Origin of the sequence: Methylorubrum sp. Q1 (assembly GCF_004683995.1) — a bacterium.
In the GTDB taxonomy this organism is placed as follows: domain Bacteria; phylum Pseudomonadota; class Alphaproteobacteria; order Rhizobiales; family Beijerinckiaceae; genus Methylobacterium.
The window spans coordinates 82,532-108,421 of sequence record NZ_SRHQ01000018.1; the positions used below are offsets into that span (position 1 = coordinate 82,532).

General features: G+C 68.5%; 27 protein-coding genes. 5 read left to right on the forward strand and 22 right to left on the reverse strand.

The genetic code is table 11. The features are described 5' to 3' along the window. Positions 1-277 precede the first annotated feature (277 nt). The gene (locus tag E4V01_RS17430) at positions 278-1,435 is read left to right on the forward strand and encodes an HD-GYP domain-containing protein (protein ID WP_135299212.1); all 1,158 of its coding nucleotides are present in this window, start codon (positions 278-280) and stop codon (positions 1,433-1,435) included. Between the two features lie 20 nt (positions 1,436-1,455). On the opposite strand, the gene speB is transcribed toward E4V01_RS17430, so the two are convergent. Further along, positions 1,456-2,508 (reverse strand): agmatinase, encoded by a 1,053-nt coding sequence (speB, locus tag E4V01_RS17435; RefSeq protein ID WP_135299213.1) that lies wholly within the window; start codon positions 2,506-2,508, stop codon positions 1,456-1,458. A 324-nt stretch (positions 2,509-2,832) separates the two neighbouring features. On the opposite strand from speB, the gene E4V01_RS17440 reads away from it, so the two are divergent. After that, on the forward strand, positions 2,833-3,831 hold the full coding sequence (locus tag E4V01_RS17440; RefSeq protein WP_135299214.1) for a lipid II:glycine glycyltransferase FemX: 999 nt from the start codon (positions 2,833-2,835) through the stop codon (positions 3,829-3,831). Between the two features lie 118 nt (positions 3,832-3,949). On the opposite strand, the gene coaBC is transcribed toward E4V01_RS17440, so the two are convergent. Next, a complete protein-coding gene (coaBC, locus tag E4V01_RS17445) occupies positions 3,950-5,251 on the reverse strand; it encodes a bifunctional phosphopantothenoylcysteine decarboxylase/phosphopantothenate--cysteine ligase CoaBC (protein WP_135299215.1) in 1,302 nt (433 codons plus the stop codon). Positions 5,252-5,551: 300 nt separating this feature from the next. Here coaBC and E4V01_RS17450 point away from each other — a divergent pair, with 300 nt between their 5' ends. Further along, positions 5,552-6,592: a type I restriction enzyme HsdR N-terminal domain-containing protein gene (locus E4V01_RS17450; RefSeq protein WP_245517597.1), complete on the forward strand. Its 1,041-nt coding sequence runs from the start codon at positions 5,552-5,554 to the stop codon at positions 6,590-6,592. 10 nt (positions 6,593-6,602) lie between these two features. Here E4V01_RS17450 and E4V01_RS17455 read toward each other — a convergent pair whose 3' ends face one another. The 7 genes from E4V01_RS17455 to E4V01_RS17485 form a co-directional block, all read right to left on the reverse strand. Then, entirely contained in the window at positions 6,603-6,830 is a 228-nt protein-coding gene (locus E4V01_RS17455) for a hypothetical protein (protein ID WP_135299217.1), read from the reverse strand. Between the two features lie 42 nt (positions 6,831-6,872). Then, positions 6,873-8,435 carry a 2-polyprenylphenol 6-hydroxylase gene (gene ubiB, locus E4V01_RS17460; RefSeq protein WP_135299218.1) on the reverse strand — a complete coding sequence of 521 codons (1,563 nt, stop codon included), beginning with the start codon at positions 8,433-8,435 and terminating at the stop codon, positions 6,873-6,875. Between the two features lie 124 nt (positions 8,436-8,559). Beyond that, positions 8,560-9,339 (reverse strand): bifunctional demethylmenaquinone methyltransferase/2-methoxy-6-polyprenyl-1,4-benzoquinol methylase UbiE, encoded by a 780-nt coding sequence (gene ubiE / locus E4V01_RS17465; protein WP_060771202.1) that lies wholly within the window; start codon positions 9,337-9,339, stop codon positions 8,560-8,562. 135 nt (positions 9,340-9,474) lie between these two features. After that, positions 9,475-9,882, reverse strand: coding sequence for a dihydrofolate reductase (locus tag E4V01_RS17470; protein ID WP_135299219.1), 408 nt, complete (start codon positions 9,880-9,882; stop codon positions 9,475-9,477). 71 nt (positions 9,883-9,953) lie between these two features. Next, complete coding sequence (locus E4V01_RS17475) at positions 9,954-10,697, reverse strand: SDR family NAD(P)-dependent oxidoreductase (protein ID WP_135299220.1); 744 nt, start codon at positions 10,695-10,697, stop codon at positions 9,954-9,956. A 5-nt stretch (positions 10,698-10,702) separates the two neighbouring features. After that, on the reverse strand, positions 10,703-12,178 hold the full coding sequence (gene purF, locus E4V01_RS17480) for an amidophosphoribosyltransferase (protein WP_060771206.1): 1,476 nt from the start codon (positions 12,176-12,178) through the stop codon (positions 10,703-10,705). A 250-nt stretch (positions 12,179-12,428) separates the two neighbouring features. Beyond that, positions 12,429-13,022, reverse strand: a complete 594-nt coding sequence (locus tag E4V01_RS17485) for a CvpA family protein (RefSeq protein ID WP_056201185.1) — start codon at positions 13,020-13,022, stop codon at positions 12,429-12,431. 389 nt (positions 13,023-13,411) lie between these two features. Here E4V01_RS17485 and E4V01_RS17490 point away from each other — a divergent pair, with 389 nt between their 5' ends. Both E4V01_RS17490 and E4V01_RS17495 read left to right on the forward strand, forming a co-directional pair. After that, complete coding sequence (locus E4V01_RS17490) at positions 13,412-14,530, forward strand: MBL fold metallo-hydrolase (protein ID WP_135299221.1); 1,119 nt, start codon at positions 13,412-13,414, stop codon at positions 14,528-14,530. Further along, positions 14,523-15,131, forward strand: a complete 609-nt coding sequence (locus E4V01_RS17495; RefSeq protein ID WP_135299222.1) for an SCO family protein — start codon at positions 14,523-14,525, stop codon at positions 15,129-15,131. Before E4V01_RS17490 ends, E4V01_RS17495 begins: the two co-directional genes overlap by 8 nt. Before the next feature lie 6 nt (positions 15,132-15,137). Here the strand turns inward: E4V01_RS17495 and radA are convergent, their stop codons facing one another. The 13 genes from radA to E4V01_RS17560 form a co-directional block, all read right to left on the reverse strand. Then, positions 15,138-16,568 carry a DNA repair protein RadA gene (gene radA / locus E4V01_RS17500; protein ID WP_135299223.1) on the reverse strand — a complete coding sequence of 477 codons (1,431 nt, stop codon included), beginning with the start codon at positions 16,566-16,568 and terminating at the stop codon, positions 15,138-15,140. A 179-nt stretch (positions 16,569-16,747) separates the two neighbouring features. Then, positions 16,748-17,842 (reverse strand): alanine racemase, encoded by a 1,095-nt coding sequence (gene alr, locus E4V01_RS17505; RefSeq protein ID WP_153227051.1) that lies wholly within the window; start codon positions 17,840-17,842, stop codon positions 16,748-16,750. Further along, positions 17,839-18,660: a metallophosphoesterase gene (locus E4V01_RS17510; protein ID WP_135299224.1), complete on the reverse strand. Its 822-nt coding sequence runs from the start codon at positions 18,658-18,660 to the stop codon at positions 17,839-17,841. Before E4V01_RS17510 ends, alr begins: the two co-directional genes overlap by 4 nt. 36 nt (positions 18,661-18,696) lie before the next feature. Further along, positions 18,697-20,184 carry a replicative DNA helicase gene (locus E4V01_RS17515; protein WP_056201164.1) on the reverse strand — a complete coding sequence of 496 codons (1,488 nt, stop codon included), beginning with the start codon at positions 20,182-20,184 and terminating at the stop codon, positions 18,697-18,699. Between the two features lie 324 nt (positions 20,185-20,508). Continuing rightward, positions 20,509-21,081: a 50S ribosomal protein L9 gene (rplI, locus tag E4V01_RS17520; protein WP_060771212.1), complete on the reverse strand. Its 573-nt coding sequence runs from the start codon at positions 21,079-21,081 to the stop codon at positions 20,509-20,511. A 37-nt stretch (positions 21,082-21,118) separates the two neighbouring features. Next, complete coding sequence (locus tag E4V01_RS17525; RefSeq protein ID WP_135299225.1) at positions 21,119-22,156, reverse strand: DUF2232 domain-containing protein; 1,038 nt, start codon at positions 22,154-22,156, stop codon at positions 21,119-21,121. A 137-nt stretch (positions 22,157-22,293) separates the two neighbouring features. Further along, positions 22,294-22,548 carry a 30S ribosomal protein S18 gene (rpsR, locus tag E4V01_RS17530; protein ID WP_004446294.1) on the reverse strand — a complete coding sequence of 85 codons (255 nt, stop codon included), beginning with the start codon at positions 22,546-22,548 and terminating at the stop codon, positions 22,294-22,296. Between the two features lie 2 nt (positions 22,549-22,550). Continuing rightward, positions 22,551-23,006 carry a 30S ribosomal protein S6 gene (gene rpsF, locus E4V01_RS17535; RefSeq protein WP_012456123.1) on the reverse strand — a complete coding sequence of 152 codons (456 nt, stop codon included), beginning with the start codon at positions 23,004-23,006 and terminating at the stop codon, positions 22,551-22,553. A gap of 255 nt (positions 23,007-23,261) precedes the next feature. Next, entirely contained in the window at positions 23,262-23,456 is a 195-nt protein-coding gene (locus E4V01_RS17540; protein WP_245517595.1) for a hypothetical protein, read from the reverse strand. A gap of 213 nt (positions 23,457-23,669) precedes the next feature. Next, positions 23,670-24,044: a PH domain-containing protein gene (locus E4V01_RS17545; RefSeq protein ID WP_135299226.1), complete on the reverse strand. Its 375-nt coding sequence runs from the start codon at positions 24,042-24,044 to the stop codon at positions 23,670-23,672. 71 nt (positions 24,045-24,115) lie between these two features. Next, positions 24,116-24,430, reverse strand: coding sequence for a hypothetical protein (locus E4V01_RS17550; protein WP_060771215.1), 315 nt, complete (start codon positions 24,428-24,430; stop codon positions 24,116-24,118). A gap of 408 nt (positions 24,431-24,838) precedes the next feature. Further along, a complete protein-coding gene (locus tag E4V01_RS17555) occupies positions 24,839-25,219 on the reverse strand; it encodes a DUF6481 family protein (RefSeq protein WP_060771216.1) in 381 nt (126 codons plus the stop codon). 229 nt (positions 25,220-25,448) lie between these two features. After that, a complete protein-coding gene (locus E4V01_RS17560) occupies positions 25,449-25,658 on the reverse strand; it encodes a cold-shock protein (protein ID WP_060771217.1) in 210 nt (69 codons plus the stop codon). Positions 25,659-25,890 lie beyond the last annotated feature (232 nt).

Consider the following 25,890-nt stretch of genomic DNA (forward strand, 5'->3'; position numbering starts at 1 on the left):
TCAGAGACCGGGAGTTTTGTGAGGCACTTTAAGCAGCGCGGGCCTTGCGACCCTTGTGCTCGGGCTCGCCCCGCAAGCGTGATTTCCTGAACCGCCACCGAAACTGTCGTGGAGTGGACAGGGGCTCGGCGGCATCGCTCCGGTGGCGAAGCACGGCCCCGTGCGAATACGTCAGGGTTGTACCACAAGATGTTGCGAAGCATTTCTCAACGCTTTTGATCTATGCGGCCAAGATACGCTTCGAGTCCGCCACTGGCCTCGCGGCCACGGATGACCGATGCAGGAACCTCGGAACCGACACGAGCGTCAGGGAGCGCACCGCGAGGACGTCGTCGTCCTCGTCTCGGACCGCCGCGAGCGGGCGGAGCGCCTCGCCCGCGGCATCGCCCTGGTTCTGCCCTGCCGAGTCGTCGAGCCCGGCGCGGCCCTGCCCGCCGACCGGCCGATCGCCTTCGTCGTCGATCTCGCCACCGATCTCGCGGCCGATCGGGGAAGTGCCTGGATCATGTGGCTCGCCGAGCGCATTCGCGAGAGCGGGCTGCCCTGTCTTTATCTCGCCCGCGGCAATGCCGTCCAAGACACGGCGGCCGTGCGTCTGCTCGGCACGCCGACCGTGATCGATCCGCGCCAATCCGCCGGCATCGTCCCGGCGCTCATGCGCCTCGTCGCGGACGGAAAGGCGAGGGGGGGCTCATCGGCCAAGGCGCGGAAACCGGGCGGCGTGACCCCCGAATTGCGGGTGGAGCGGGCCACCACCCTCGTCACCCGCCTGTTCGACAAGGCCGCCGCCGGCCGGCCCCCGAGCCCGGAGGAGGCCGAGGAGGGCACGCGGATCGTGCTCGACACGGTCTCCGAGGTCGGCATCCGTGCCTGGCTCGACCTCGTCTGGCGCCACGACATCCAGGTCTACCAGCACTCCTTGAGCGTCGCGGGCTTCGCCGCCGCCTTCGCTGCCGAACTCGGCTTCTCCCGGGGCGACCGGCAGCGGCTCGCCAAGGCCGCGCTGCTGCACGATGTCGGCAAGGCGCTGATCCCCCATGCCATCCTCAACAAGCCGGGACCCCTCACGCCCGACGAGATGGGGGTGATGCGCACGCATGCCGCGCTCGGCGCCGACCTGCTGGCGAAGGAGGGCGCCTTCGAGTCCGAGATCCTCGATGTGGTGCGCTACCACCACGAACGCCTCGACGGGTCCGGCTACCCCGAAGGCCTGAGGGGCGCGCGGATCGGCGATCTCGTGCGGCTCGTGGCGATCTGCGACGTCCACTCGGCCCTGACCGAGCGCCGGGTCTACCGGCCGCCGCTATCCGCCGCCGAGGCCGCCGCGATCATGCAGGCCCAGGCCGGCCAGCTCGATTCCGACCTGCTCAGGGTCTACCGCCCGATCATCTTCCGCGCCGGTGAGGCCGCGGGCGGACCGTCCGTGCTGAGCTGATCTCCCGTCTTTCGGGCCGGTCAGTGCCGTGCGGCGACCCGCTCGGCCAGCAGGCACAGGATCTCGAAGGCGATGCCGGCGCCCGCCAGCGCCGTGATGCCGGCGGAATCGAGCGGGGGCGCGACCTCCACCACATCCGCCCCGACGAGATCGAGGCCGCGCAGCGCCCGCAGCAGGTGCAGCGCCTCGCGGGTGGTGAAGCCGCCGATCTCCGGCGTGCCGGTGCCGGGGGCGAAGGCGGGATCGAGGGCGTCGATGTCGAAGCTGAGATAGGTCGGGCCGTCGCCGGTCACGGCGCGGGCTTCCGCGGCCACCTCCGGCAGGCCGCGGGCGCAGACCTCCTCCATCGTGAGGATGCGCATGCCCTGCGCCAGGGCCCAGTCGCGCTCGTCGGCCGCATCCATGCTGCCGCGGATGCCGATCTGGATGCAGCGCCGCGGGTCGAGCAATCCGGCCTCGACCGCGCGCCGGAACGGCGTGCCGTGGGTGAGCCGCGACCCATCGGACTGCGCGTCGCCATACTGCGCGTCGTCGGTGTCGCTGTGGGCGTCGATATGGATCAGGCCGAGCGGCCGGGCGGCCCCGAGCGCCCGCAGGACCGGATAGGTGATGAAATGGTCGCCCCCCACCGTGAGCGGCACGATCCCGGCCTCGGCGAGCGGCCGGTAGAACGCCTCGATCCGCCGTGCGGTCTCGGCGGCGTCCACCGGGTTGACCGGCACGTCGCCGAGATCGGCGCAGGCCGCCAGGGCGTAGGGCGCCACCCCCGTGGCGTGGTTGAGCGCCCGCGTGCCGGTGGAGGCCTCGCGCACGGCCCGCGGTCCGAGCCGGGCACCGGGCCGGTTGGTGGTGGTGCCGTCGAAGGGGATGCCGATCAGGCCGATCTCGACCAGCGCAGCCCCTTCGCTAGCCCCTTGGCCAGCCCCTTCGCCCACCGCCTCGGCGGGATCGAGCACCGGCAGCCGCATGAAGCTCGCAAGGCCGGAGAAGCGTGGTGTCGCCATCCCCGAGGCCGGCTGGAACCGCGCCAGCCGTTCCGCCCGCGCGCCCGCCGGTTCGCTCTCATCCGCCATGACGATCCTCCCCCCGGCGCGGTGTCTTCACAGCCACTTGCAGCGATGGCGCGATCTCACCCGCGCTCCGCATCAAGCCGCCCGTCTCCTCCGGCCGCAAGCCGTTTCATGAACCCGTTTCCTGCCCGCCATGTCATGCGCCCGTCGCGGCCGGCGCAAACTACGCAGGGGGCCTCGGTGAGCGGATACATTCGCTTGCGATGGTGTTGCGCATCGGAGCACGATACCGCCAAGCCTGATCGAGCAAGCCTGATCGAGGCGCCGGGCAGCCGCTCGAGAGACGTCGTCCGGCTGGCGGAGAGAGCGGACAGAAAAGGGCGGTTCATGACAGCTCAGGTCGCGGTCATCGACCGTTCGGGGGCCGAGGATTGGGATGAGATCCTCTGGCAGCAGCCGGCCGCCAACCTCTACGCGTCCCGCAGTTGGGGCCGCTACAAGAGCCGGCTCGGCTGGACCGTCCGGCAGGTCGCCCTGAACGACAACGGCGCGGATCTCGCCTACATCCAGTACCAGGAGCGCCGCACCGGCCCCGTGCGCCGGATCCTCGTGCAGGGAGGAGCGGTCCTCACCGCCCGCGGGCAGTTCCGGGCGGAAGCGGTGCTCGCCGCCTTCATCGACCATCTCGCCCTGCGCCCGGCGGATCTGCTCGCGGTGAAGAGCTACCGGCCTCAGGATCCGGAGGGGATCACCGCCCTGCTGTCGCACGGCTTCGTGCCCGTCGTGACGGCCAAGGATCACACGATCGAACTCGACCTGACACCGGAAACGGACGCGATCCTGGCCGCGGCCGACCGGCGCTGGCGGCGCGAGGTCAACAAGGCGACGGGACAGCCCGATCTCACCGCCGTCTTCCTGACGGACCCGGACGAGCGGTTGCGGGCCTTCGACACCTTCGTGCGGATGTATGCCGCCCTCCAGCAGCGCAAGGGTTTCTCGAGCGGCCTCGACACGGCCGCCTATCGCGACCTCGCGGCGTCCGATCCGCACCTGCTCTTCCTCGAAATCCGCCAGGGCGGAGAACCGATCCTGGTGCGCATCGTCCACACCGCGCGCGCGGTGTGGACCGACTTCTTCACGGCTTCGGACGAGCGGGCACGATCGACCGGTGCGGCCACCCTCGCCGTCTGGCGGATCATCGAGCGCGCCCGGCAGGAGGGCGCCAGCCGCTTCGATTTCGGCGGCGTCGATCCGTCCGGGAACCGCGGCGTCTTCGATTTCAAGCGCGCCTTGAGCCGTAACGTGATCCAGGGCGGTCCGACCTGGATCTACGCACGCAACGCCTTCATCCGTCGCGCTGCCGCGACCGCCCTGTTCCTGCGCTAGATCTAGGCCGCTGGCCGGGGCCGGGCGCGCGCTGCCCCGCCCTTCCCCTCGACGCAGAGGCTCAGCCCGGCGGGGCCGTCACGGGGCGGCGCCTCCGCCAACGAAGTGGGCGGTGCTCTCACGGCTTTGCTGCGAGCAACGCCGAAAACCGCGCCACCAGCCGCCGCCCGACCTCCTCCTTGCTGAGCTTCGGCCAAGTCTCGACACGGCTCTCGACATGGCTCTCGACGCCGCCGGTGCGGGCGACGAGGTGGACGGTGTTCTCGGTGCCGCCCATGACCCCGCCCTCCGCCGAGACGTCGTTGGCCACGATCCAGTCGCAGCCCTTCCGCGCGATCTTCTTCTGCGCGTTCACGATCACGTCGTCGGTCTCGGCGGCGAAGCCCACGACGAGGGGCGGGCGCCCCTCGGCGCGGCCGGCGATGGTGGCGAGAATGTCCGGATTCTCGACGAGCTGCAGCGGTGGTGGCAGGTGGCCGTCCTTCTTGATCTTGCCCGCCCGCATCTCGGCGGGCCGCCAGTCGCCGACCGCGGCGGCGAAGATCGCGAGATCGGCGGGCAGGGCGGCCTCGACCGCGGCGAGCATCTCGCGGGCGCTCTCGACCCGCACCACGGCGACGCCCGCCGGATCGGGGATCGCCACCGGCCCCGAGACCAGGGTGACGCGGGCGCCGGCCTCGGCCGCGGCGGCGGCGACCGCGTGGCCCTGCCGCCCCGAGGAGCGGTTGGCGAGGTAGCGCACCGGATCGATCGGCTCGTGGGTCGGCCCCGAGGTGACGAGCACGTGCCGCCCCGCCAGCGGTTTTTTCGGGGTTTCGCGGCCCGCCAGGAAGCCCAGGCCTTGGCCCCCCGACCGTTGTGCCAGCAGGGCTTCGAGCGCGTCGGCGATCTCGTGCGGCTCGGCCAGCCGCCCGGGGCCGAACTCGGCCTCGGCCATGGCGCCCTCGTTGGGGCCGATCACCGCGACGCCGTCGGCCTTCAAGGTCGCGAGGTTCCGCTGTGTCGCCGGATGCTGCCACATCCGCACGTTCATGGCCGGGGCGATCAGGATCGGCAGGGTGGTGGCGAGCAGCACCGTCGAGGCGAGGTCCGGCGCGTGGCCGGTCGCCATCCGCGCCATCAGGTTGGCGGTAGCCGGCGCCACCACGATGGCGTCGGCATCCCGGGCGAGCTTGATATGGCCGATATCGGCCTCGCTCTCCCGGTCGAACAGGTCGGTATGGGTCCGTTCCCCGGCCAGCGCGGCGGCGGCCAGCGGCGTGACGAACTCTTGGGCCGCGTCGGTCAGCAGCGGACGCACCTGCGCCCCGCGCTCGCGCAGGCGCCGGATCAGGTCGAGCGCCTTGTAGGCGGCGATGCCGCCGCCGACGATCAGGAGGATGCGGCGGCCGGCGAGGGCGCCCGGAGAAGATTGCGACATGAGCGCAGAACGAAGATTCGTAAGGCCGGCGTCAAGAGCGGGGAGGGGGCGTCTCCGACGAGCGACCGAGATCCGATGGAGCCTTGCACGTCAAACCGCAACGGAGGTTGCCGCACTCGCTGCCTGCAAAATCGTCATCGGGTTTTATCTCTCAACATGAGGCAAGTAGGAGAACAGAGAGATCGACTTGAGGTTGTTATGATGCCACTATCCTAGGGCGAATCAGTCCGGGAGGGTGGTGTGAGCGTTGAGGAAAAGCTGCGTACGCTGGCTGAACGTATCAAGTCACACTCCAGCGCCATGGCGACTGAAGAAGCAGTGAAGACATCAATCGTATTGCCGTTTCTAGCCGCCCTCGACTACGATGTTTTCAACCCAAATGAAGTTGTCCCTGAGTTCACGGCCGACGCTGTTGGTAAGAAGGGCGAGAAGGTCGATTACGCGATCAAGTTCGATGGCGACATTCGCATATTGGTAGAATGCAAGCCTATTACGACTAAATTAGATAAAATCCACCTCGCGCAACTTTACCGATATTTTTCAGTGACGTCAGCTAAATTTGCGATTCTAACGAACGGCCGGACGTTTCATTTTCATACGGATTTAGAGGCGCCCAATAAGCTTGATGATCGCCCTTTTCTCACATTCGAAATGTCGGACATTCACGCCCAGACCGTTGCCGAGCTGACAAAATTTGCCAGAAGTAGTTTCAACGAAGACGCTATTCTTCAATCTGCCCATAGACTCAAGTACACGTCTTTAATAAAAAAAGAGATTATGGCCTTGTTGGATTCGCCCTCCGAAGAATTCGTTCGAATGGTCGTTGCACCTGTCCAGGCCGGCCGCTTTACAGCGCAGGTCAGAGAGCAACTCACGCCGCTGGTAAAGGCCGCCTTTCGCGAAATCATCCGGGACTCTGTTCAATCCCGCCTTTCGAATGCGCTTGCCGATACGGCTGCCCTCGATATTGCCGAAGCACAGCCTGTTGTAGAAGATGCCGAAATCGTCACCACCGATGAAGAGCGCGAAGGCTTCATGATCGTTCGCGCCATCGTGCGGGAGGTCATCAAAGCCGATCGTGTGATTATGCGAGATCAAAGAAGCTATTGCGGCATTCTGATCGATAATAACAATCGAAAGCCACTCGCTCGGCTTCATTTCAATCGTTCGATCAAATATATCGGCCTTTTCGATGGCGATAAGGAAGAGCGGGTACGCATCGACAGTCTGGATAACATCTATGAAATGACAGATCGACTTCGTGCAACGGCGCGGTTCTACGCCGAGGGCGGGGCACGTAAGGCTGAGGCAGTCAGTTCCGAAGCAGTGTCTGCTGCTTGATGCGCTGGCATTACAAGCCGTACTTGGCCCAGATAGCGCGCACCTCCTCGTCGGTCGCGAAATCGCCACGCGCTTCGGCGGCATCAGCCTCATCCTGCTCCGCCTCTTCCTCAGAGGTGAAGCGGTCAACGGCTTGTTCCTCGCCCGCATAGCTCAGCACCATGCGCGCGATCGCGTCCTGCACCTCGGGCGGGAGGTTCCGGGCAGCGGTGATCGCCTTGTCGAGCAGATCGGTCATGGAAGGGGAGTGTAGGAGAAATTCGGCCGGTGAGAGGATCGCTCACCGGAACGCCAGCACCAGCGCCCCCACCGCGATCCCCCACAGGGCCAGGGTCGACCAGATCGCCCGCCGCCGTTCCAGACGGGCGATCCGCTCCATCGCCTGGATGTCGCGCGAGCCCTCCTCGTCGAGGCGGATCATGATGCGGCGGATGCGCTGGGCGATGTCGGGGATGTCGGAGACGACCTCGGCGAGCGTCAGCGCCGCGCGGGCGCCGCCCTCGATCCGGCCGACGGGGCCGAGATGGCGGGTGATCCATGAGCGCACGACCGGTTCGGCGCCGGTCCACATGTCGAGCTGCGGATCGAGCGAGCGGGCGACGCCCTCCACCACCACCATGGTCTTCTGCAGCATCACCAGCTCGGTGCGGGTGCTCATGTCGAACAGGGCGGTCACGTCGAACAGGAGCGTGAGCACCTTGGCCATCGAGATCTCGTCGGCCCGGCGCTGGTGGATCGGCTCGCCGATCGCCCGGATGGCCTGCGCGAAATCGTCCACCGAATGGTGGCGCGGCACGTAGCCCGCCTCGAAATGCACCTGGGCGACGCGGCGATAGTCGCGGGTGATGAAGCCGAGCAGGATCTCGGCGAGGAAGCGCCGCTCGGCGTGGCCGAGCCGGCCCATGATGCCGAAATCCACCGCGACGAGCCGCCCCTGCGGATCGACGAACAGGTTCCCCGGATGCATGTCCGCGTGGAAGAAGCCGTCGCGGATCGCTTGGCGCAGGAAGGACTGGATCACCGTGCGGCCGAGCGCCTTCGGGTCGTGGCCCGCCGCGACGATGCCGGGCCGGTCGTTGAGGCGCACGCCGTCGATCCACTCGCTCGTCAGCACGTCCCGCGAGGTCAGGGCCCATTCGGGGCGCGGCGTGCGGAAATCCGCGTCGCCCGCGGTGTTCTGCGCGAGTTCCGACATCGCCGCCGCTTCGAGGCGAAGGTCCATCTCCATGGTGACGGAGCGGGCCAGGATCTCGACCACCTCCCGCGGACGCAGGCGCTCGGCATCGGGCAGGAGCGCGTTGACGATGCGGGCCATGAACCGCATCGCCTGGATGTCGCGCGCGAACCGCTCGCGCACGCCGGGCCGCATCACCTTGACCGCGAGGTTACGCTGCGTGCCGTCGGCGTCGAGCACCGTCGCCTTGTGGACCTGGGCGATGGACGCCGCGGCCACCGGCTCGCTGAAGGCGGTGAACAGCACCGGGACCGGCTTGCCGAGCTCCCCCTCGACCACGCGCAGCGCCACCCCCTGCCGGAAGGGCGGAACCCGGTCCTGAAGCCGCTCCAGATCGCGCGCGGCGGCCATGCCGACGATGTCGGGGCGGGTCGCCAGGAACTGGCCGAACTTGACGTAGGAGGGGCCGAGCCGGGTCAGCGCCCGCTCCAGCGGGCTCGCGCCGGGGGCCTCCGCGATGCCGCGCCGCTCCAGCGACCGGCCGAGCTTCAGCGCGAGCCGCAGATGCGGCGGCAATTGCGCCGCGTCGATCAGCGCCAGACCGCCCTCACGGGCGAGCACGAAGCCGACACGGGCGCCGCGGGCAAGGTGGAAGACGGCGCCGAGCATCATCGAACCCTGAAAGGCATTTGCTCGAAGAGGGATCGCCCCGGATCACCGACGCAAGGCGTCCCCTGCGCCGCGGAGCCCGGCCCTGCCGAGGCGCCCGTCAGCGCTCGAGATCGGAAAGAAATCAAGAAATCTTCCAGCCGGAATGGATCGCGACGATGCCGCCCGAGAGCCGGCGATGGCTGACATGGCTGAATCCCGCCGTCTCGATCATCCGGGCGAAGCTGTCGGGGGAGGGGAACTTGCGGATCGACTCGACGAGGTACTGGTAGGATTCGCGGTCGCCCGCCACCCGCTCGCCGATGCGCGGGATCACGTGGAAGGAGTAGGCGTCGTAGATCTTCTCCAGCACCGGCAGGTCGACCCGCGAGAATTCCAGGCACAGGAAGCGTCCGCCGGGCTTGAGCACCCGGTGCGCCTCGCGCAGGGCCACGTCGATGCGCGGCACGTTCCTGATGCCGAAGGCGATGGTGTAGCTGTCGAAATGGTTCGACGGCAGGGGCAGCGTCTCGGCGTTGCCGGTGACGAAATCGATGCGGCCGTCGTACTTGTGGCCGGCGCGCTCGGCGCCGACCCGCAGCATCGCCTCGTTGATGTCGAGCACGGTGACGCGGGTCTCGGGGCCGCCCGCTTCGAGGGTGCGGAAGGCGATGTCGCCGGTGCCGCCGGCGACATCGAGATGGTGGTAGGGCCGGGTGCGCGACGGGCGCAGCATCGAGATCAGGTGCGACTTCCAGACCCGGTGCAGCCCGCCCGACATCAGGTCGTTCATCAGGTCGTAGCGGCGCGCGACGGAGCGGAACACGTCGTCCACCTTGGCCTGCTTCTCGGAAAGCCGCACGCGCTCGTAGCCGAAATCGGCGGTGGCTTCGCTGTCGCCGGCTCTCGGGTCCGTTCCGCTCATCCGATCCTACCTTGCGCTCGCCCGTCGCCGCTCACGGCCTCGGCCGAGCCTCCTTAGCGAATGCCGGCTTGAACCGCCATGCGGCAGCGGGGACGGGGTGTCAGGAGGGAGGTGCGCGTCGCGTGCCGATAAAAATCAGCTCCGCAGCGGCCCGCCGACGAGCCAGGCCGGATCGAACCAGCGGTCGGCCTCGCCGTCGTAGGGGAGGCGGGTGACGTCCCAGTGCTGGATGTATTGCGCATAGACGTTCCAGACCGCGATGCCGCCGCCGACGAAGATGCGCCGGCCGGGATAGCGGGCCAGCACCTGTTCCGGATCCTCGTGCGAGCGGATCACGTCGATGGTGCGGTCCTTGAACGCGAACTCGGGCACGGAGGCCACGGTTTTGGGGCCGGCGATCAGCACATGGCCCATGGTGAGCGCGAAGAAGCGCGTCACGTCCTCGACGAAGAGCGGATCGGTGTTGCCCTCCCAGGGGAGCTGCCCGTCGAGGCCGAGCTGGCCCCGCTGGCCGATGGCGCAGATGCAGCGGACGTCGATCATGGCTGAAACCTGAAAAACAAAGAAAGCGGGCTCTGCCCGCAAGCCCGCCGGGGCCTTGGCCCCGGACCCCGTTACTGGGGTGCGGAGAAGGCGAGAACCCGGTCGCTGGGGAAATCGTAGAGTTTGCCCGTCTCGTTCCAATCGGGGGAGGCGAGGCGCACGAAATGCGGGGCCAATTCCTCCGGGGTCTTGAGCGTCGCCGGATCCTCGCCCGGCATCGCCGCGGCGCGCATGCTCGTGCGCAGCGGGCCCGGATTGAGCAGCATGGCGCGCACCCGCGTGCGCTCGTTCTCGGCGGCATAGGTGCGCACCATCGCCTCCAGCGCCGCCTTCGAGACGGAGTAGGGCCCCCAATAGGCCCGGCATTTCGCGGCCGCGCCCGAGGAGACGAAGACCGCCCTCCCCGCGTCCGAGCGCTGGAGCAGCGGGTCGAACGAGCGGATCAGGCGCCAGTTGGCGGTGACGTTGATCGCCATCACCCCATCCCACACCTTGGGCGTGACGTGGCTCACCGGCATCAGGTTGCCGAGGATGCCGGCATTGCCGACTACGATGTCGAGCCGGCCCCAGCGCTCGTTGAGCGCAGCACCCAGGCGGTCGATGGCGTCGTAATCGGTGAGGTCGAGCGGCACGAGCGTCGCGTGGCCGCCGGCGGAGCGGATCGCGTCGTCGAGTTCCTCCAGGCCGCCCTGCGTGCGGGCGACGGCGACGACGTGGGCGCCGGCGCCCGCCAGAGCCAGGGCGGCGGCGCGGCCGATGCCGCGCGAGGCGCCGGTGACGACGGCGACGCGGCCGTCGAGGATCGGGTCGGCCATCTCGCTCAATCCGCCTCGGCCAGCATGGCGAAGCGCTTGGGCCCGGCGATCGCCAAGTCGGTCAGGCCGGTCGGGTAGTCGCCGGTGAAGCAATGGTCGGTGTATTGCGGGCAGTCGGCATTGCGCGCCTCCTCGCCCATCGCCCGGTAGAGGCCGGGGATCGACAGGAAGGCGAGCGAATCGGCGCCGATATACTTTCGCATCCCCTCGAGATCGTGGGTCGCGGCCAAGAGCTTCTCGCGCTCGGGCGTGTCGATCCCGTAGAAGTCCGGATAGGTGATCGGCGGCGAGGCGATGCGGAAATGCACCTCGCGGGCGCCGGCCTCGCGCATCATCCGCACGATCTTCACCGAGGTGGTGCCGCGCACGAGGCTGTCGTCGACGAGCACGATGCGCTTGCCCTCGACCGCGGCGCGGTTGGCCGAGTGCTTCATCCGCACCCCGAGTTCGCGCACGGTCTGGGTCGGCTGGATGAAGGTACGCCCGACATAGTGGTTGCGGATGATGCCCATCTCGAAGGGCAGGCCGGCCTCCTGCGCGAAGCCCAGAGCCGCCGGCACGCCGGAATCCGGCACCGGGATCACCACGTCGGCCTCGGGGGCTGCCTCGCGGGCGAGTTCCTGGCCGATGGCCTTGCGCACGCCGTAGACGCTCTTGCCGTTCACCACCGAGTCCGGACGGGCGAAGTAGATGTACTCGAAGATGCAGGGGCGCATCGGCTGCTTCTCGGCAAAGCGGATCGACTCGACGCCGTCTTCCGAGATCACCACCACCTCGCCGTTCTCGACATCGCGGATGAAGCGGGCGCCGATGATGTCGAGCGCGCAGGATTCGGAGGCGAGGATGTAGCGGCCGTCGAGTTCGCCGAGCACCAGCGGGCGGATGCCGAGCGGGTCGCGGGCGCCGATGAGTTTCTTGTTGGTGAGCGCGACGATGGCGTAGGCGCCCTGGATCTGCTGCAGCGCGTCGATGAAGCGCTCGACGATGCGCGGTTTGCGCGAGCGGGCGGCCAGATGGAGAATCACCTCGGTGTCCGAGGTCGATTGCGTGATGGCGCCGTCGCGCACGAGGTCGCGGCGGATCGACAGCGCGTTGGTGAGGTTGCCGTTATGCGCCACGGCCAGCCCGCCGCCGGCGAGTTCGGCGAAGAGCGGTTGGACGTTGCGCAAGATCGTGCCGCCGGTGGTCGAGTAGCGCACGTGGCCGATGGCCGAGCGGCCGGCCAGCCGCTCGATCGTGGCGCGGTCGGAGAAGGAATCCCCGACGAGGCCCTGGCGGCGCTCGGAGTGGAACACGCCGTCGTCGTAGGAGACGATGCCGGCCGCCTCCTGGCCGCGATGCTGCAAGGCGTGCAGGCCGAGCGCCGTGATGGCCGAGGCGTCATCGTGCCCGTAGATGCCGAAGACGCCGCATTCCTCGCGAAGCGTATCCCCGTCGATGTCCAGGTTACGGACATCGGCGCTCGCGCTGACAACAGACATGTCGATCTCGAATCCTGGAGGCGCGCGGGTCGCGCGGGCCTCGCATCCGGCACGGCGGGAAACGGCCGGAGACGCGTGCCGCCCGCGACCTCGGCCGCGAGGGGTTACGCCAGGACCGTCGTGAAACCGTTACCTAGGCGCGGATCGCGTCGCAACCAAGACCGATTCCAGCATATCGCGCGCAATGCGGCTGCATTGCTCCGCACCGCGGCGTCTTGGGAGATCGTCGAGGCTGGCCGTTGGGCCGGCCTCAGCGCTTCGGCTCGGGTCCGGCCTCGCTGCGGCGCTGGGCCGGGAGATCGGTCTCCGGCGGCGGCTCCTCCGGCCCGTCGCCCTTCGGCTTGCGGAACTGCTTGAGGAAGCCCTCCGGATTGTCGGGCAACTGCGCCACCAGCGCCTCGCCCGAGCTTTCGAGCAGCGACCGGCTCTTGGCCTGCGCCGCCCAGTCCGGAACCTTGCCCTGGACGAGCCAAGCCAGGAACACCCAGCCGATCACGCAGATCAGGAAGCCGCGGCCCGCCCCGAACAGGAAGCCGAGCGAGCGGTCGACGGCGCCGATGCGCGAATCGAGCACGAGGTCGGAGATCTTCACCGTCACCAGCGAGACCACGATCAGGGTGGCGAGGAAGATCGCGGCGATGGAGGCGACGAGCGCCACCGTATCGCTGGAGATGTGCTGCTTGACGGTGGGCAGGAGCAGCGGGTGAAGCGACCACGCCACCGCGGCGGCGGCCACCCAGGCAATGATCGCGAGCACCTCGCGGGTCACGCCGCGCACGGCGGCGAGCAGCGCCGAGACGAGCACGATGCCGAGCACCACGAGGTCGAGGACGGAAAACGGCATCGCAGGATATGGTTCGCTGGGGCGGAACGAGGCAGCCTTGCCCGGACGACGACGGCTCCCCCGGGCCGCGCATCCGCTGTGGTCCTTAACCATATACCCCGGCGAACCTCGGCCGTCACCTTCGGGCCGGCGCTCCGTGCGGGCGCCGCCGAGCCGCCCGCGCCGCCTTCCCCATTCCCGCATCGGCAGGGGTGCCGGGCTTCCTCCCGGGATCGGCCGTCCCGGCCGCAGATCCGATTCATCAAAGAAAATCGGCCGGTGAGAGCGAAATCCCTCGTCGTCACGATGGCGTGCGCATAATATTCTCTGATCGCTTCGAAAGAGGAAATCATCTTCCAAGCAACCTCGGCTATAACCGAAGTATTCAATATCCGGACGGGGTGAGGGTTATGGCCGGTACGATCGACAGGCGTGGCTTCCTGCGGGGCTCCGCACTCTTCGCGGCCGGTGCCGCCGCCGGGTTCTCCTGTATCGAGATCGCGAATGCCGCCCCGATCACGGTGCCGACGGTCGATAAGCTGTCCCTGCGCGTCCTGATCGATTCGGCCCACGACCAGTTCCTGAAGCCCGCGACCGTGCAGGGCGTGCTGCATCAGCCGCCGGGCAACGGGCGCGGCAGCGATTACCGCAAGGTGCTGCACAATCAGTGGGGCCTGTCGCTCTTCGCCGAATCCTGGCGGGCGGAGGAGGCCCGTACGATCCTGCTCGATTTCGGCTACAGCCCCGAGGCCCTGCTCAACAATATCGAGATCCTCAAGGTCGATCCCACCAAGATCGATGCTCTGATCGTCAGCCACGGCCACCACGACCATTACGGCGGCCTGACCGGGTTCCTCGACACGTACAGGAGCGCGCTCGCGCCCGACCTGAAGCTCTATGCCGGCGGCGAGGACAATTTCTGCCACCGCCACAGCCCGAGCGGCGTCCCCGGCCAGTTCACCGATTTCGGCCAGCTCGACCGGCGCGAACTGACGGCGCAGAAGATCTCGACCGTGCTCTGCGAGACGCCCACCGTGGTCGCCGGCCACGCCTTCACCACGGGGCAGATCAAGCGCTCCTCCATCGAGCGCATCCTGCCCAACACCTTCGTCGAGCGCGGCATCACCGACGGGCTGGGCTGCGATGCCAGCCACTATTCGCCCGCCGAACTCCAGGGAAAGATCATCCCCGACGAGCACGTCCACGAGCACGCCACCTGCTTCAACGTGAAGGGCAAGGGCCTCGTGGTGATCTCGTCCTGCGGCCATGTCGGCATCGTCAACTCCGTGCGCCAGGCGCAGGAGGTCTCCGGCATCGAACGCGTCCACGCCATCGTCGGCGGGTTCCATCTCGGACCCGCGCCGAAGGACTACCTGACCCAGGTCGTGGCCGAGATCAAAAAGCTCCAGCCCGATGTCGTCGTGCCGATGCATTGCAGCGGCCTGAACTTCGCCCTCGAGGCGCAGGCGCAGATGCCGGAGAACGTGATCGTTCCGACCACCGGCAGCCGGCTCGTCTTCAGTGCGTAGCCGGACATTCGCGGCCGCTCTGCTCTGCGCGCTCGCCGCCGTCGTCCCCGCCTGCGGCGAGACCCCGCCCCGCCGCTCGGCCGCCGAGCTGATGGACGTGCTGATGTGGAACCGCGAGCCGGTCGGCGGCCCTTTCGCGCTGATCGATCAGGAGGGGCGGCCCCGGACGGAGGCCGATTTTCGCGGCCGTCTCCTTCTGGTCTATTTCGGCTACACCGCCTGCCCGGATGTCTGCCCCACGGACCTCATGGAGATCGGGCGGGCCCTCACGCTGCTGGGCGAGGCCGGCGACGCCGTCCAGCCGGTCTTCATCACGCTCGACCCCGAGCACGACACGGCCGCGCTTCTGGCGGAGTACCTGCCGAACTTCCATCCGCGTCTGGTCGGCTTGACGGGCAGCGAGGCGGCGGTCCGCCGCGCCGCCGACGCCTACAAGGTCTATTACGAGACGAGCCTGCGCCCCGGGGGCGGCCGCGCCGTCGAGCATTCCGCCTTCGTCTACCTGATGGATCGCTCGGGCGCCTATCTCGGCTTCTTTCCGCCCGGCACCTCGGCCGAGCGGATGCTGACGATCCTGCGGCCGCATCTCGCGCCGGAATAGGCCGCGCTACATCTCCTCCTCGAAGCGCACGGCCCGCGGGCGGCCCCCGCCCTTCCGCGGCGCGCCCGAGGCGATGCCGGCGACGAGGTCGGCGATGTGGCGCAGCGCATCCGTCGGCAGCGCCCGGTCCCCGGCCTCGCCGCGCCCTTGCGGGGTGATCGCTTTGCCAAAGCCGAGCTTCAACGCCTCCTTCAGCCGGGCCGGCGCCTGCGAGACCGGCCGCACCGCCCCCGACAGGCCGAGTTCGCCGAAATAGACCGAGTCGGAGGGCAGAGCCGCGCCCGAGAGCGACGAGACGAGCGCGGCGGCGACCGCGAGATCCGCGGCGGGCTCGGTGATGCGCAGGCCGCCGGCGACGTTGAGGTAGACGTCGTGGCCGCCGAGCCGGATGCCGCCATGGGCCTCCAGCACGGCCAGCACCATCGACAGGCGGTTGGGGTCCCAGCCGACCACGGCCCGGCGCGGCATGCCGAGCGAGGAGGGGGCGACGAGCGCCTGGATCTCGACCAGCAGCGGGCGCGTGCCCTCCATCCCGGCAAAGACGGCGGTGCCCGGCGCGGCGTGGTCGCGGCCCGCCAGGAACAGGGCGGAGGGATTGGGCACCTCGGCGAGCCCGGCATCGGTCATCTCGAACACGCCGATCTCGTCGGTCGGTCCGAAGCGGTTTTTGACCGCCCGCAGGATGCGGAAATGGTGGCCCTGGTCGCCCTCGAACGAGGCGACGGCATCGACCATGTGCTCGACCACGCGGGGGCCCGCGATCTGCCCGTCCTTGGTGACGTGGCCGACGAGGATGACGGCCGTGCCCGTGGTCTTGGCGAAGCGGATCAGGGCCTGGGCGGAGCTGCGCACCTGCGTCACGGTGCCGGGCGCCGATTCCACGGTCTCGGTCCACATGGTCTGGATCGAGTCGATGATGACGAGCGCGGGCGGGTGGCCCTGCGACAGCGTCTCGACGATGTCCTCGACATTGGTCTGCGCCGCCAGCTCCACCGGATACTTGGTCAGCCCGAGGCGTTCGGCGCGCAGGCGCACCTGCCCCACCGCCTCCTCGCCGGAGATGTAGGCGACGCGCTCCCCGCTCCTGGCCATGGCGGCGGAGGCCTGCATCAGCAGGGTCGACTTGCCGATGCCGGGGTCGCCTCCGAGCAGGATCACCGAGCCGCGCACGAAGCCGCCGCCGGTGACGCGGTCGAGCTCGTTGATGCCCGACGGCGTGCGCGGCGCCTCCTTGGCCTCGCCGGTCAGGCCTTCGAGGGGGAAGATGCGGCCCCGTGCCCGCGAGGGCCGGGTCGCGGCCGGGCCCGATTGCGGGCCGGCCGAGGCGACCTCCTCCTGGATCGTGTTCCAGCCGTTGCAGGCCTCGCAGCGCCCGCGCCAGCGGTTGTAGACCGCCCCGCAGGACTGGCAGACGAAGGTCTGTTGGATCTTGGCCATGGGGAGACGGCTCAGGGCAGGGATCTGTCGAACCTCCCACCCAGCCCCCTCATCCTGAGATGCTGCAAAGCAGCCTCGAAGGAGGGCTCCCGCCGGCCACGCGATCCCTGGAGCCCTCCTTCGAGGGCGCCGCCTCGCGCCACCGCCTCAGGATGAGGGGAATGGGTGGGAAAGATCGGTCACTCTACATAGTTGCGAACATAACGGGAACCCAGGCTCGTCAGGATCTCGTAGCCGATGGTGCCGGCGGCTTGCCCCACCGTGTCGATGTCGAGCCTATCGCCGATCAGCGTGGCTTTGCCGCCGCGCCGCGCCTCGGGAGCACCGGTGACGTCGAGGATGATGAGATCCATCGAGATCAGGCCGACGATCGGGCAGGGCACGCCGCCAACCAGCGCGTAACCGTGATTGCTGGCCGAGCGGGGATAACCGTCGGCGTAGCCGAGCGAGAGCGTGGCCAGCCGGCGCGGGGCAGGGGCCTGCCAGCGGCCGTTGTAGCCGCAGGTCGCGCCGGCCTCGACGTCGCGGACCTGCAGGATCGTCGCCTCCAGCCGCACCACCGGCCGCATCGAGTTCGGCTGTCCGGGCTCCGGGTTGCCGCCGAAGAGCGCATAGCCCGGCCGCAGCAGGTCGTGGCGGGCGTCGTGCGCGAGGCAGGTGCCCGAGGAATTGGCGAGCGAAGCGCGCATCTGCGGAAAGGCCGCCCGCACACGGGCGAAATCGGCGGCTTGGCGCGCGTTGAGCGGATCGCCGGGCAATTCCGCGCTGACGAGATGGCTCATCACGAGGTCGATGCCGGCGCGCGCGATCCGCGGATCACCGGCCAGCGCCAGAGCCTCCGCGACGGAAAGGCCGAGCCGGTTCATGCCGGTATCGACGTGGAGCGCGGCCGGCCCCGCGCCCTGCATGGCCTCGGCCCACTCGGCGAGTTCCTGCGCGTCCCCCAGGACCGGGCGCAGGCGGTGGGCGCGAAACGCCTCCGCGCGGCCCGGCGGCAGACCGTTGAGCACGTAGAGCGCGGCCTCCGGCAGGATTTTCCGCGCGGCGATGCCCTCGGAGAGGTGCGCCACGAAGAACGTCCGGCAGCCCGCCCGCCACAGGGCCGGCGCCACCGCCGAGAGGCCGCAGCCATAGGCGTCCGCCTTCACCACGGCGCCGCACTCGGCCCGCGGCGCGCACGCGCCGAGCGCCCGCCAGTTCGCCACCACGGCGGAGAGATCGACCGTCAGGCGGGCGCCGTGGCCGCTCGGGGGGGCGGGGTCCTGGGGCGCTATGACGAACTCCTGCGGGGCGCGTCCCCGACCGGGACGATGAGCGAGGGGTCGAAAGCGGCGTTGCCGGGCCGTCCCGCCTCGACGTAGCCGCGCGGGTTGGCCAACACCCGCGTGTTGCCGACACGATAGTCGCAACTTGCATGCACGTGGCCGTGAATCCAGAGGGCCGGGGCATGGGGGCCTTGCAGGATCGATGACAGATCGGAGGTGTCGGCGGCATCAAGGACGGCTGTCCAGGCACCCGCCGCGAGCGATCGTGGGTGCGGTGCGTGGTGGGTGATCACGACGGTCGATCCCGAAAAGAATGCGGCGAGCGCCGCCTCGATCACCGCCCGCTGCGCGGCATGGATGCGCGCCGCCAAGCCTGGGCGGAAGGCGTTGATGCCGCCCGCGACCACCGCCTTGATCCGGCGATGATCGTTCATGCCGGTCGTGCGGTCTTGGGCCGCGTTCATCGCATGCGCCCGCGCCTCGGGCTTCAGCGCATAGTCGGTCCAGAGCGTTGCGCCGATGAAGCGAGTGTCGCCGAACACGACACTCTCGCCCTCGGCGAGGAGATGCAGCCCGAGATCCGCCGCCACCGCCCGTGCCGCGACGATCTCGCGCTGGAGCGTCGTCCGGTAGAAGTCGTGGTTGCCTGGCACATAGAGCACGGGTTGCGGCCCCGGAAAGGTCGCCCGCAGCCAGGGTAGCACCCGCGCGGCGAGTCGCTCGCCGACATCGCCCGCAACGACAACCACATCGTGGTCCGGAGGCGGCGAGGGCTGTATCCAGGCTCCGAACTCGACATGCAGGTCCGAGAGAACCCAAAGGCGCATCGGCGAAAGTCCTCCCCGGTGGAGACGACTTTGCCGCTACATCTGCTCGGGCATCCGGTCGCTCTGCGCCAGGTTCGAGAACCGGGTGATGTTGGCGTCGAACTGCAGCTCCACCGTGCCGGTCGGGCCGTGGCGCTGCTTGCCCAGGATGACCTCGGCCTTGCCGTGGACGCGCTGCATCTCCGCCTCCCAGGCGAAGAACTCCTCCGTGCCCTCGCGCGGCTTCTTGTTGCCGACGTAGTACTCCTCGCGGAACACGAACATCACCACGTCGGCGTCCTGCTCGATCGAGCCGGATTCGCGCAGGTCCGAGAGCTGGGGCCGCTTGTCGTCGCGGTTCTCGACCTGACGCGAGAGCTGCGACAGGCCGATGATCGGCACCGCCAGCTCCTTGGCCAAAGCCTTCATGCCGGTGGTGATCTCGGTCATCTCCTGCACGCGGTTGTCGCTCTTCTTGCCGGAGCCCGAGAGGAGCTGGAGATAGTCGATGATGAGCAGATCGAGGCCCTTCTGGCGCTTGAGGCGGCGGGCGCGCGCGGCGAGCTGGGCGATCGAGATGCCGCCGGTCTGGTCGATGTAGAACGGGATCGTCTGCATGTCCCGGGCGGCGTCTGTGATCTTGTAGAAGTCCTCCGGGCGGATGTCGCCGCGGCGGATCTTGTAGGAGGGCACGCCGGACTGCTCGGCGATGATACGGGTCGCCAATTGCTCGGCCGACATTTCGAGGGAGAAGAAGCCGACGATGCCGCCGTTAACGGTCTGCATGGTGCCGTCGGGCTGCTTTTCGCCGCGATAGGCCTTGGCGATGTTGAAGGCGATGTTGGTCACGAGCGAGGTCTTGCCCATGGCCGGGCGCCCCGCGAGGATGATGAGGTCGGAGGGCTGCAGGCCGCCCATCTTGGCGTCGAGGTCGGTGAGCCCCGTGGAGATGCCCGAGAGCTTGCCGTCGCGCTGGTAGGCTTTGGCCGCCATGTCGATGGCCGCGGTCAGCGCGTCGGAGAATTTCTGGAAGCCGCCGTCGTACTTGCCGGATTCGGCCAGTTCGTAGAGCCGGCGCTCGGTTGCCTCGATCTGGTCGCGCGGCCTCGACTCGACGGGCGCCTCGTAGGCGCCGTTGACCAGATCTTCGCCGATGGTGATGAGGCGGCGGCGGATCGCCAGATCGTAGATGGTGCGGCCGTACTCGCCCGCGTTGATGACGGTGGTCGCCTCCGCCGCGAGGCGGGCGAGGTACTGCATCGGCGTGACGCCGCCGAGATCGATGTCGCCGAGATAGGTCTTGAGCGTGATCGGCGTGGCGAGCTTGCCCGCCTTGATCAGCGAGACCGACACCTCGAAGATCTGGCGGTGGACCGCCTCCATGAAGTGCTCGGGCAGAAGGAAGTCCGAGACGCGGTAATAGGCGTCGTTGTTGACCATGATCGCGCCGAGCAGGGCCTGCTCCGCGTCGATGTTGTGCGGCGGCACCCGGTATTCGGGCTGCACCGTCTCGAGATTGGCCGTGAGGGCGTTGGGCAGGGCCATGGCGCTTGTCCGTCGCTCCGATGTCGGGCGGCTCGGCCGCCCCGTTTCATGCCCGCCGGACCTTGCCTCGGGATGGTGAAGCCTTCCTTAGCCGACCCGGCTCGGAACGGCTGCAACACGCACGCCACGGGCCCCGAAACGCGAGACGCCCGCGGCTCCCGGGTCACGGGAATCGCGGGCGTCATGCTGGAACGAATTGGGAACAAGTCAACGCCGGAGGCCGGCGCATCCCCGTTCTCCACCGCTTATGCGGCTCGAGTCAGAGGTTTCGAAAGGACGGGTCCTTTCGCGGGTCCAGGGCGGAGCCCTGGAGAAAACCCGGACTTAGCCGCGGTCGTCGGCGCCCTCGCCGGCATCGGCCAGGGCCTGGCCGACTTCGAGGCCGAGGTCGTCGAGGTTGAACTGCTCGCGCTCGGTCACCGACTCGCCGCGGGCCTGACGCTCGGCCTCTTCCGGCGAACGGGCGATGTTGACGGTCACCTTGACCTCGACCTCGGGGTGCAGGGTCACCGGCACGGTGTGCAGGCCGAGCGTCTTGATCGGCTGGTTGAGCACGAACTGGCCGCGCTCGACGCTGAAGCCCTCCTTGGTGACGACCTCGGCGAGGTCGCGGGTCGAGACCGAGCCGTAGAGCACGCCGGTCTCGCCGGACTGGCGGATCAGCACGAAGCTCTGGCCGTCGAGCTTCTCGGCCACCGCCTGGGCCTCGTTGCGGCGCTCGAGGTTGCGGGCCTCGAGCTGGGCGCGCTGGGCCTCGAAATGCTTCTTGTTGTTCTCGGTGGCGCGCAGGGCCTTGCCGCGGGCGAGCAGGAAGTTGCGGGCGTAGCCGGGACGTACGTTCACGGTCTCGCCCATCTGGCCGAGCTTGGCGACGCGTTCGAGCAGGATGACTTCCATGGGGCTTCTCCTTGAGGTTGCTTGGAAGCGGGTGCGATCAGGCGTCGCCGCGGGGTTGCGGGCGGCGCCGGTCGAGGGCGGTATCGGCAATGCCGAACAGGATCAGGGCGAGCATGGCCACGCCCTGGGTGAGGAACAGCAGCACGTAGAGGCCGGCGAGCAGGGCGAAGCGCCCCGGCCGGCCACGGCTGCGGTCGTGGAAGGCGGCGAGCCCCTGGAGGGCGAAGGCCGCGCTGAAGGCGCCGATCAGGGCGATGCCGAGCGCGCCGGGATAGCCGGGCACCATCGCCAGCGTCAGGGCGGCGGCGAAGACCAGCAGCGTGGAGCGCGGCATCATCGTGGAGGGCAGGTCGGGCCAGGGCCGGAGCAGGCGCCCCGAGATCTGCACGATGCGGGCGGCGGCCCAGAGGTAGAAGGTGAACAGGATCGTGAGACCCTGGGCGACGAACGCCGGGAAGACGAGGGTCAGAGCTTCCACGAGCTGCTCCGCCCGACCATCGAGCTTCACCTCGCCCGGTGCCCTTGATCCAGACGCCCCGTCGGGAGAAGGCTGGGACGGGCCATCCTTCGGTTCGGTCTGCTCCGGGGACGCCGCGAGCGGCGGAAGCCGACCGCGCTGGACTTGAAACTGTACGACGGCGCGGCTGAATGTCGACGACACGTGGCTGTTGAACGCGTCGTAGCTCGGCGATGTGACGGCGGCAGGGCCCACGAAGGCAAGTGCGGCCGTGCCCGCTACCCAGGCGAGCAGACGGCCGGTGGGGTACCATTCCTGAGTGCCGTTCGCGTCCGTTCGGCCAAGCAGGGCGAGATAGGCGAGCCATCCGGCCGGCAGAGCCAGAAAGCCGGTGAAGACCAATCCGAAATAGGGAGAGAGAAGGAGCGCGAGTACAAGCGCGCCCGTAACGACGGCGGCAATGGCCGCGCGGTAGCTCCAGCCCAGCCCGACGATCAGGATCGGGAGCGGAACGAGCAGGGAAAGAAAAAAAGCGACAACGCTGCCCTTGAGCAGCACGCCGAACAGCAAAGCCGCCACGAGGCCGGCACCGGCGCCGACAGGAATGTCCTTGGTCATGAAGTCCGCTGTCCCGCTGTCCCGTGATGGGCAGGGTTAGGGGCGGGAAACGATTGCCCCAACGATCGGACGGCCCCTTTGCGGAGGGCCGCCCTCACGGTGTCGATCGGCCCGCGGCAAGCGGGCCGGAAGACGCTCTACTTGATGACGTAGGGCAGCAGGCCGAGGAAGCGCGAGCGCTTGATCGCCTGAGCGAGTTCGCGCTGCTTCTTGGCCGAGACCGCCGTGATGCGCGAGGGAACGATCTTGCCGCGCTCCGAGACGTAGCGGGAGAGCAGCTTCACGTCCTTGTAGTCGATCTTGGGAGCGTTCTCGCCCGAGAACGGGCAGCTCTTGCGACGACGGAAGAACGGACGACGGCCACCGCCGCCACCACCAGCACCGAATGCCATGATCAGTTCTCCCCGCCGAAGTTGCGCTCGGGACGATCGCCGCGGTCGCCGCGATCACCACGGTCGCCGCCACCGAAGTCGTCGTCGCGGCGGCGCGGACGGTCACCGCGGTCGCGGTCCTTCCGGTCGTCGCGGTCGCGCTTCTGCATCATCGCGGAAGGCTCGGCCTCCAGCTGCTCGACGCGAACGGTCATGAAGCGCAGCACATCCTCGGAGATCTGCATCTGGCGCTCCATCTCGGCCAGGGCGGCCGGGGGGGCGGAGATGTTGAGGAGCGTGAAATGCGCCTTGCGGTTCTTCTTGATACGGTAAGCGAGGGACTTGACGCCCCAGGACTCGATCTTCTCGATCGTGCCGCCGCCCGTCTCGATGACGCCCTTGTAGGTCTCGACCATGGTCTCGACCTGCTGGGCCGTCACGTCCTGGCGCGCCAGGAAGACGTGCTCGTAGAGAGGCATTCTTGGGCCTTTCCTTGCCATAAGGAAGCCCGCCCGCGCGTCGCGGGTTAGTCGGGCCGGTTCGTCTCGCATTCTCTCGGCGCCAAGCCCTTCGAGCCGTGATGATGGCCCGAGCGGTTGATCGAAGGCGGAGACACCGGACGACGGGTTCTTTGGAAAAACCCTGTGCCGAGAGAGGTCGTCTCTTGCGGCACCGTCCGTTCAGCCCCCGGCCGGAGCGAACGCGAAGGCCGGGCCTTTAGAGGGATTCGCTCCTTATGGCAAGGGCAGGGCGCCGACGGGCAGGTCGAAATGCAGGACTTCCTCGCGGGTGCCGAGCCGGTCGAAGAGCGCGCGCCGGGCCGTCGCCGGGATCGCCCTGAACGACGATGACCCCGGCGCCCCGGCATGGGCCTGAAGCTGCCGATCAGCGCCGCGGGTCTCGGGCTCGGCGAAGGCGCGTCCGAACACGACGTTGAGGCGCGCATCGACGGGATGTCGCCGGGGCCGAGGCGCCGGACCGTGAAGCCCGGCTCGGACCCATCCTTCGAAGACTCGACCTTCGACGTCATGGCGGAGGTCCAAAGCATCGTCCTGGATCCCAGATCCAGGACGATGCTTGAGGCTCTTGTTTTCGCATCATCTTTTCTCCGAAAGCCGGCAATCACCTTTCGGAATGATGCTCTATTTCAAGGAGCCGGCGATAGCCTGCTGAATCCCCAGGATGTCGGCGCCGCGCTTGAGCGTGCGCTGGATCGGGTCGGGCCGCCCCGAAACCCAGATCTTCAGCTCCGAATCCATGTCGAAGCTGCCCGCGGTCTCCACCGAGAACGAGGTGATCGCGCGGTAGGGCACGGTCAGATACTCGACCTTGCGGCCGGTCATGCCCTGGCGATCGACCAGGATCAGGCGGCGGTCGGTGAAGACCATCAGGTCGCGGATCACCTTGAAGGCGACGCGCACGCTCTCGCCCGGCGCCAGCACCCCGGCGAGCTGCCGGTCCACCTCGTCCGCGGAGAGGTCGCTGCCATGCCCGAGCAGCCCGTCGAGTAAGCCCATCACGCGTCTCCTGCTTCGTCTCCGGCAGGATGTGGGGACGGCCCCGCTCGCACGCGAGGGAGGTTCTGCGCTCAGCGGTGGCGGCGCTTGCGCGGCTTCTGTCCCTTGCGCGGATGGGCCTTGCGCTGGGTCCGGTCCATGCAGCTCGCCCAGATGCGGCGGCCGATCTCGCGCAGGCCGAGATTGAGCGGGTCCGGGGCGGAGAAGACCTGCGCCCGCGCCTCGCTGCGGCAGAACGCGTCCTCCGCGCTGCGGATCGGCGGCTCGCTCTGCGCCGCGGCGGGAGACGGCCCGAGGCCGGTTCCGAGAAGCGTGGCGAGAAGCAAGCCGGCCGCGGTCAGACCGCGCCGGGCCGGCGGACCGAAGTGATTGCCCAGGACACGCAATGCTCGGCCCTCCCTGTTCGGCCCCGGCGCTCGCCGCCGGTGCGGCGTGCATCCGCGGTGATCGAGGCATCTCTCACAAAACGCCCGCCGCTCGCTCGTCACCGGGGCGAGAACGGTCCGTGACCGGGCGTTGTGTGAAGCACTCTAACGTCGTCGGAGACGGGCTTGCCAAGCGTTGCTGGTCAATCGCGGCCACGAACTGCGTAATCTGCCCACAGAGAATGCCGCCGGTCGTCCGGCCGGGTGCCGTCGAGCGGTCTCGCATTGCGTCATGACGAGGCTGAGAGGCAAAAGAAAACGCGCCGGGCTCGAAGCGTCCGGCGCGCAGGGTCGTGTCGAAAACAGCCGATCGGTTTGGCGGACCGGCTTTGCGGCGCTCCCGGAGGACCGGGAGCATCCGCGGGAGGCTCAGCGACGAATCTTGACGTTGGCCTTGCGGGCGGCATAGCGCGCGTCGCGGGCCGCCTTCTTCTCCGCGGCCTCGGCAGCCTTGCGTTCGGCCAAAGCGGCGGCCTCGGCAGCCTCGCGGGCGAGCTGAGCGGCGAGCTCGGCTTCCTCACGCAGGCGCTTCTCCTCCGCAGCCTTCCGCTCGGTTTCGATGCGGATGCGCTCGCGCTCGCGGGCGCGCGCGTCGCGGGCGCGGGCAACCTCGGCACGCGCCTGGGCCTTCGCACGCATCTCCGGATCGTCAAGCGGTGTCCGGGCCTTGAACTTCTCGAGCAATGCCGCCTTGGCGGCCTGGGAGTTCTGACGGCGGTCTTCGAAATTCCTGAAGTCGAATGCGCTCATATGACCTTTCTCATGCATTGACACGGCCGGATGCCGGATCAGTCACAGTCCGGGCAGCCTGGACTCGGATCGGGCCATTTATAGAACCGGCGCAGTCGATGCACGAGTGCGCCGCAACACGCAACAGATGTCGCCCCGGTTCGGGGCGGCTCCGGTAACATTTTCGGACCTGTTGCGGGATGGAATCAGGTTTTAGGGCAGGGCCCTCAAGCGTCCAGCGTATCCGGCCTCAGCCGGCCTGCAGGTTGACCGCGGCCGGTTTGCCGCTGCGGCGGTCGTTCTCGACGTCGAAGCTGACCTTCTGCCCCTCGACGAGGCCGCGCAGGCCTGCCTGCTGGACGGCGGAGATATGCACGAACACGTCCTTGCCACCGGTATCGGGCTGGATGAACCCGTAGCCCTTGATCTCATCGAACCATTTCACGGTACCAGTCTGCATCCGGGTTCCTCCTCCGCTCGCCGCGGCACCCCGTATGAAATGCGTCCCGCCCTCGGCCGAAAAGGCCGTCCCGTTCGTCGAAGCGAGCGAGCAAACAAGCCGGCGCCGCGTCCCTTCCGGGGGGCATCGAAGGCCTTGCCAAAGGCGGCCACCGATCGACGGTGCATGGTTAAATTCGATGCGCTAACCGTGCAAGCGGCGCAAAGGTTTCCGCCAAGCACTGCTCTTCGCG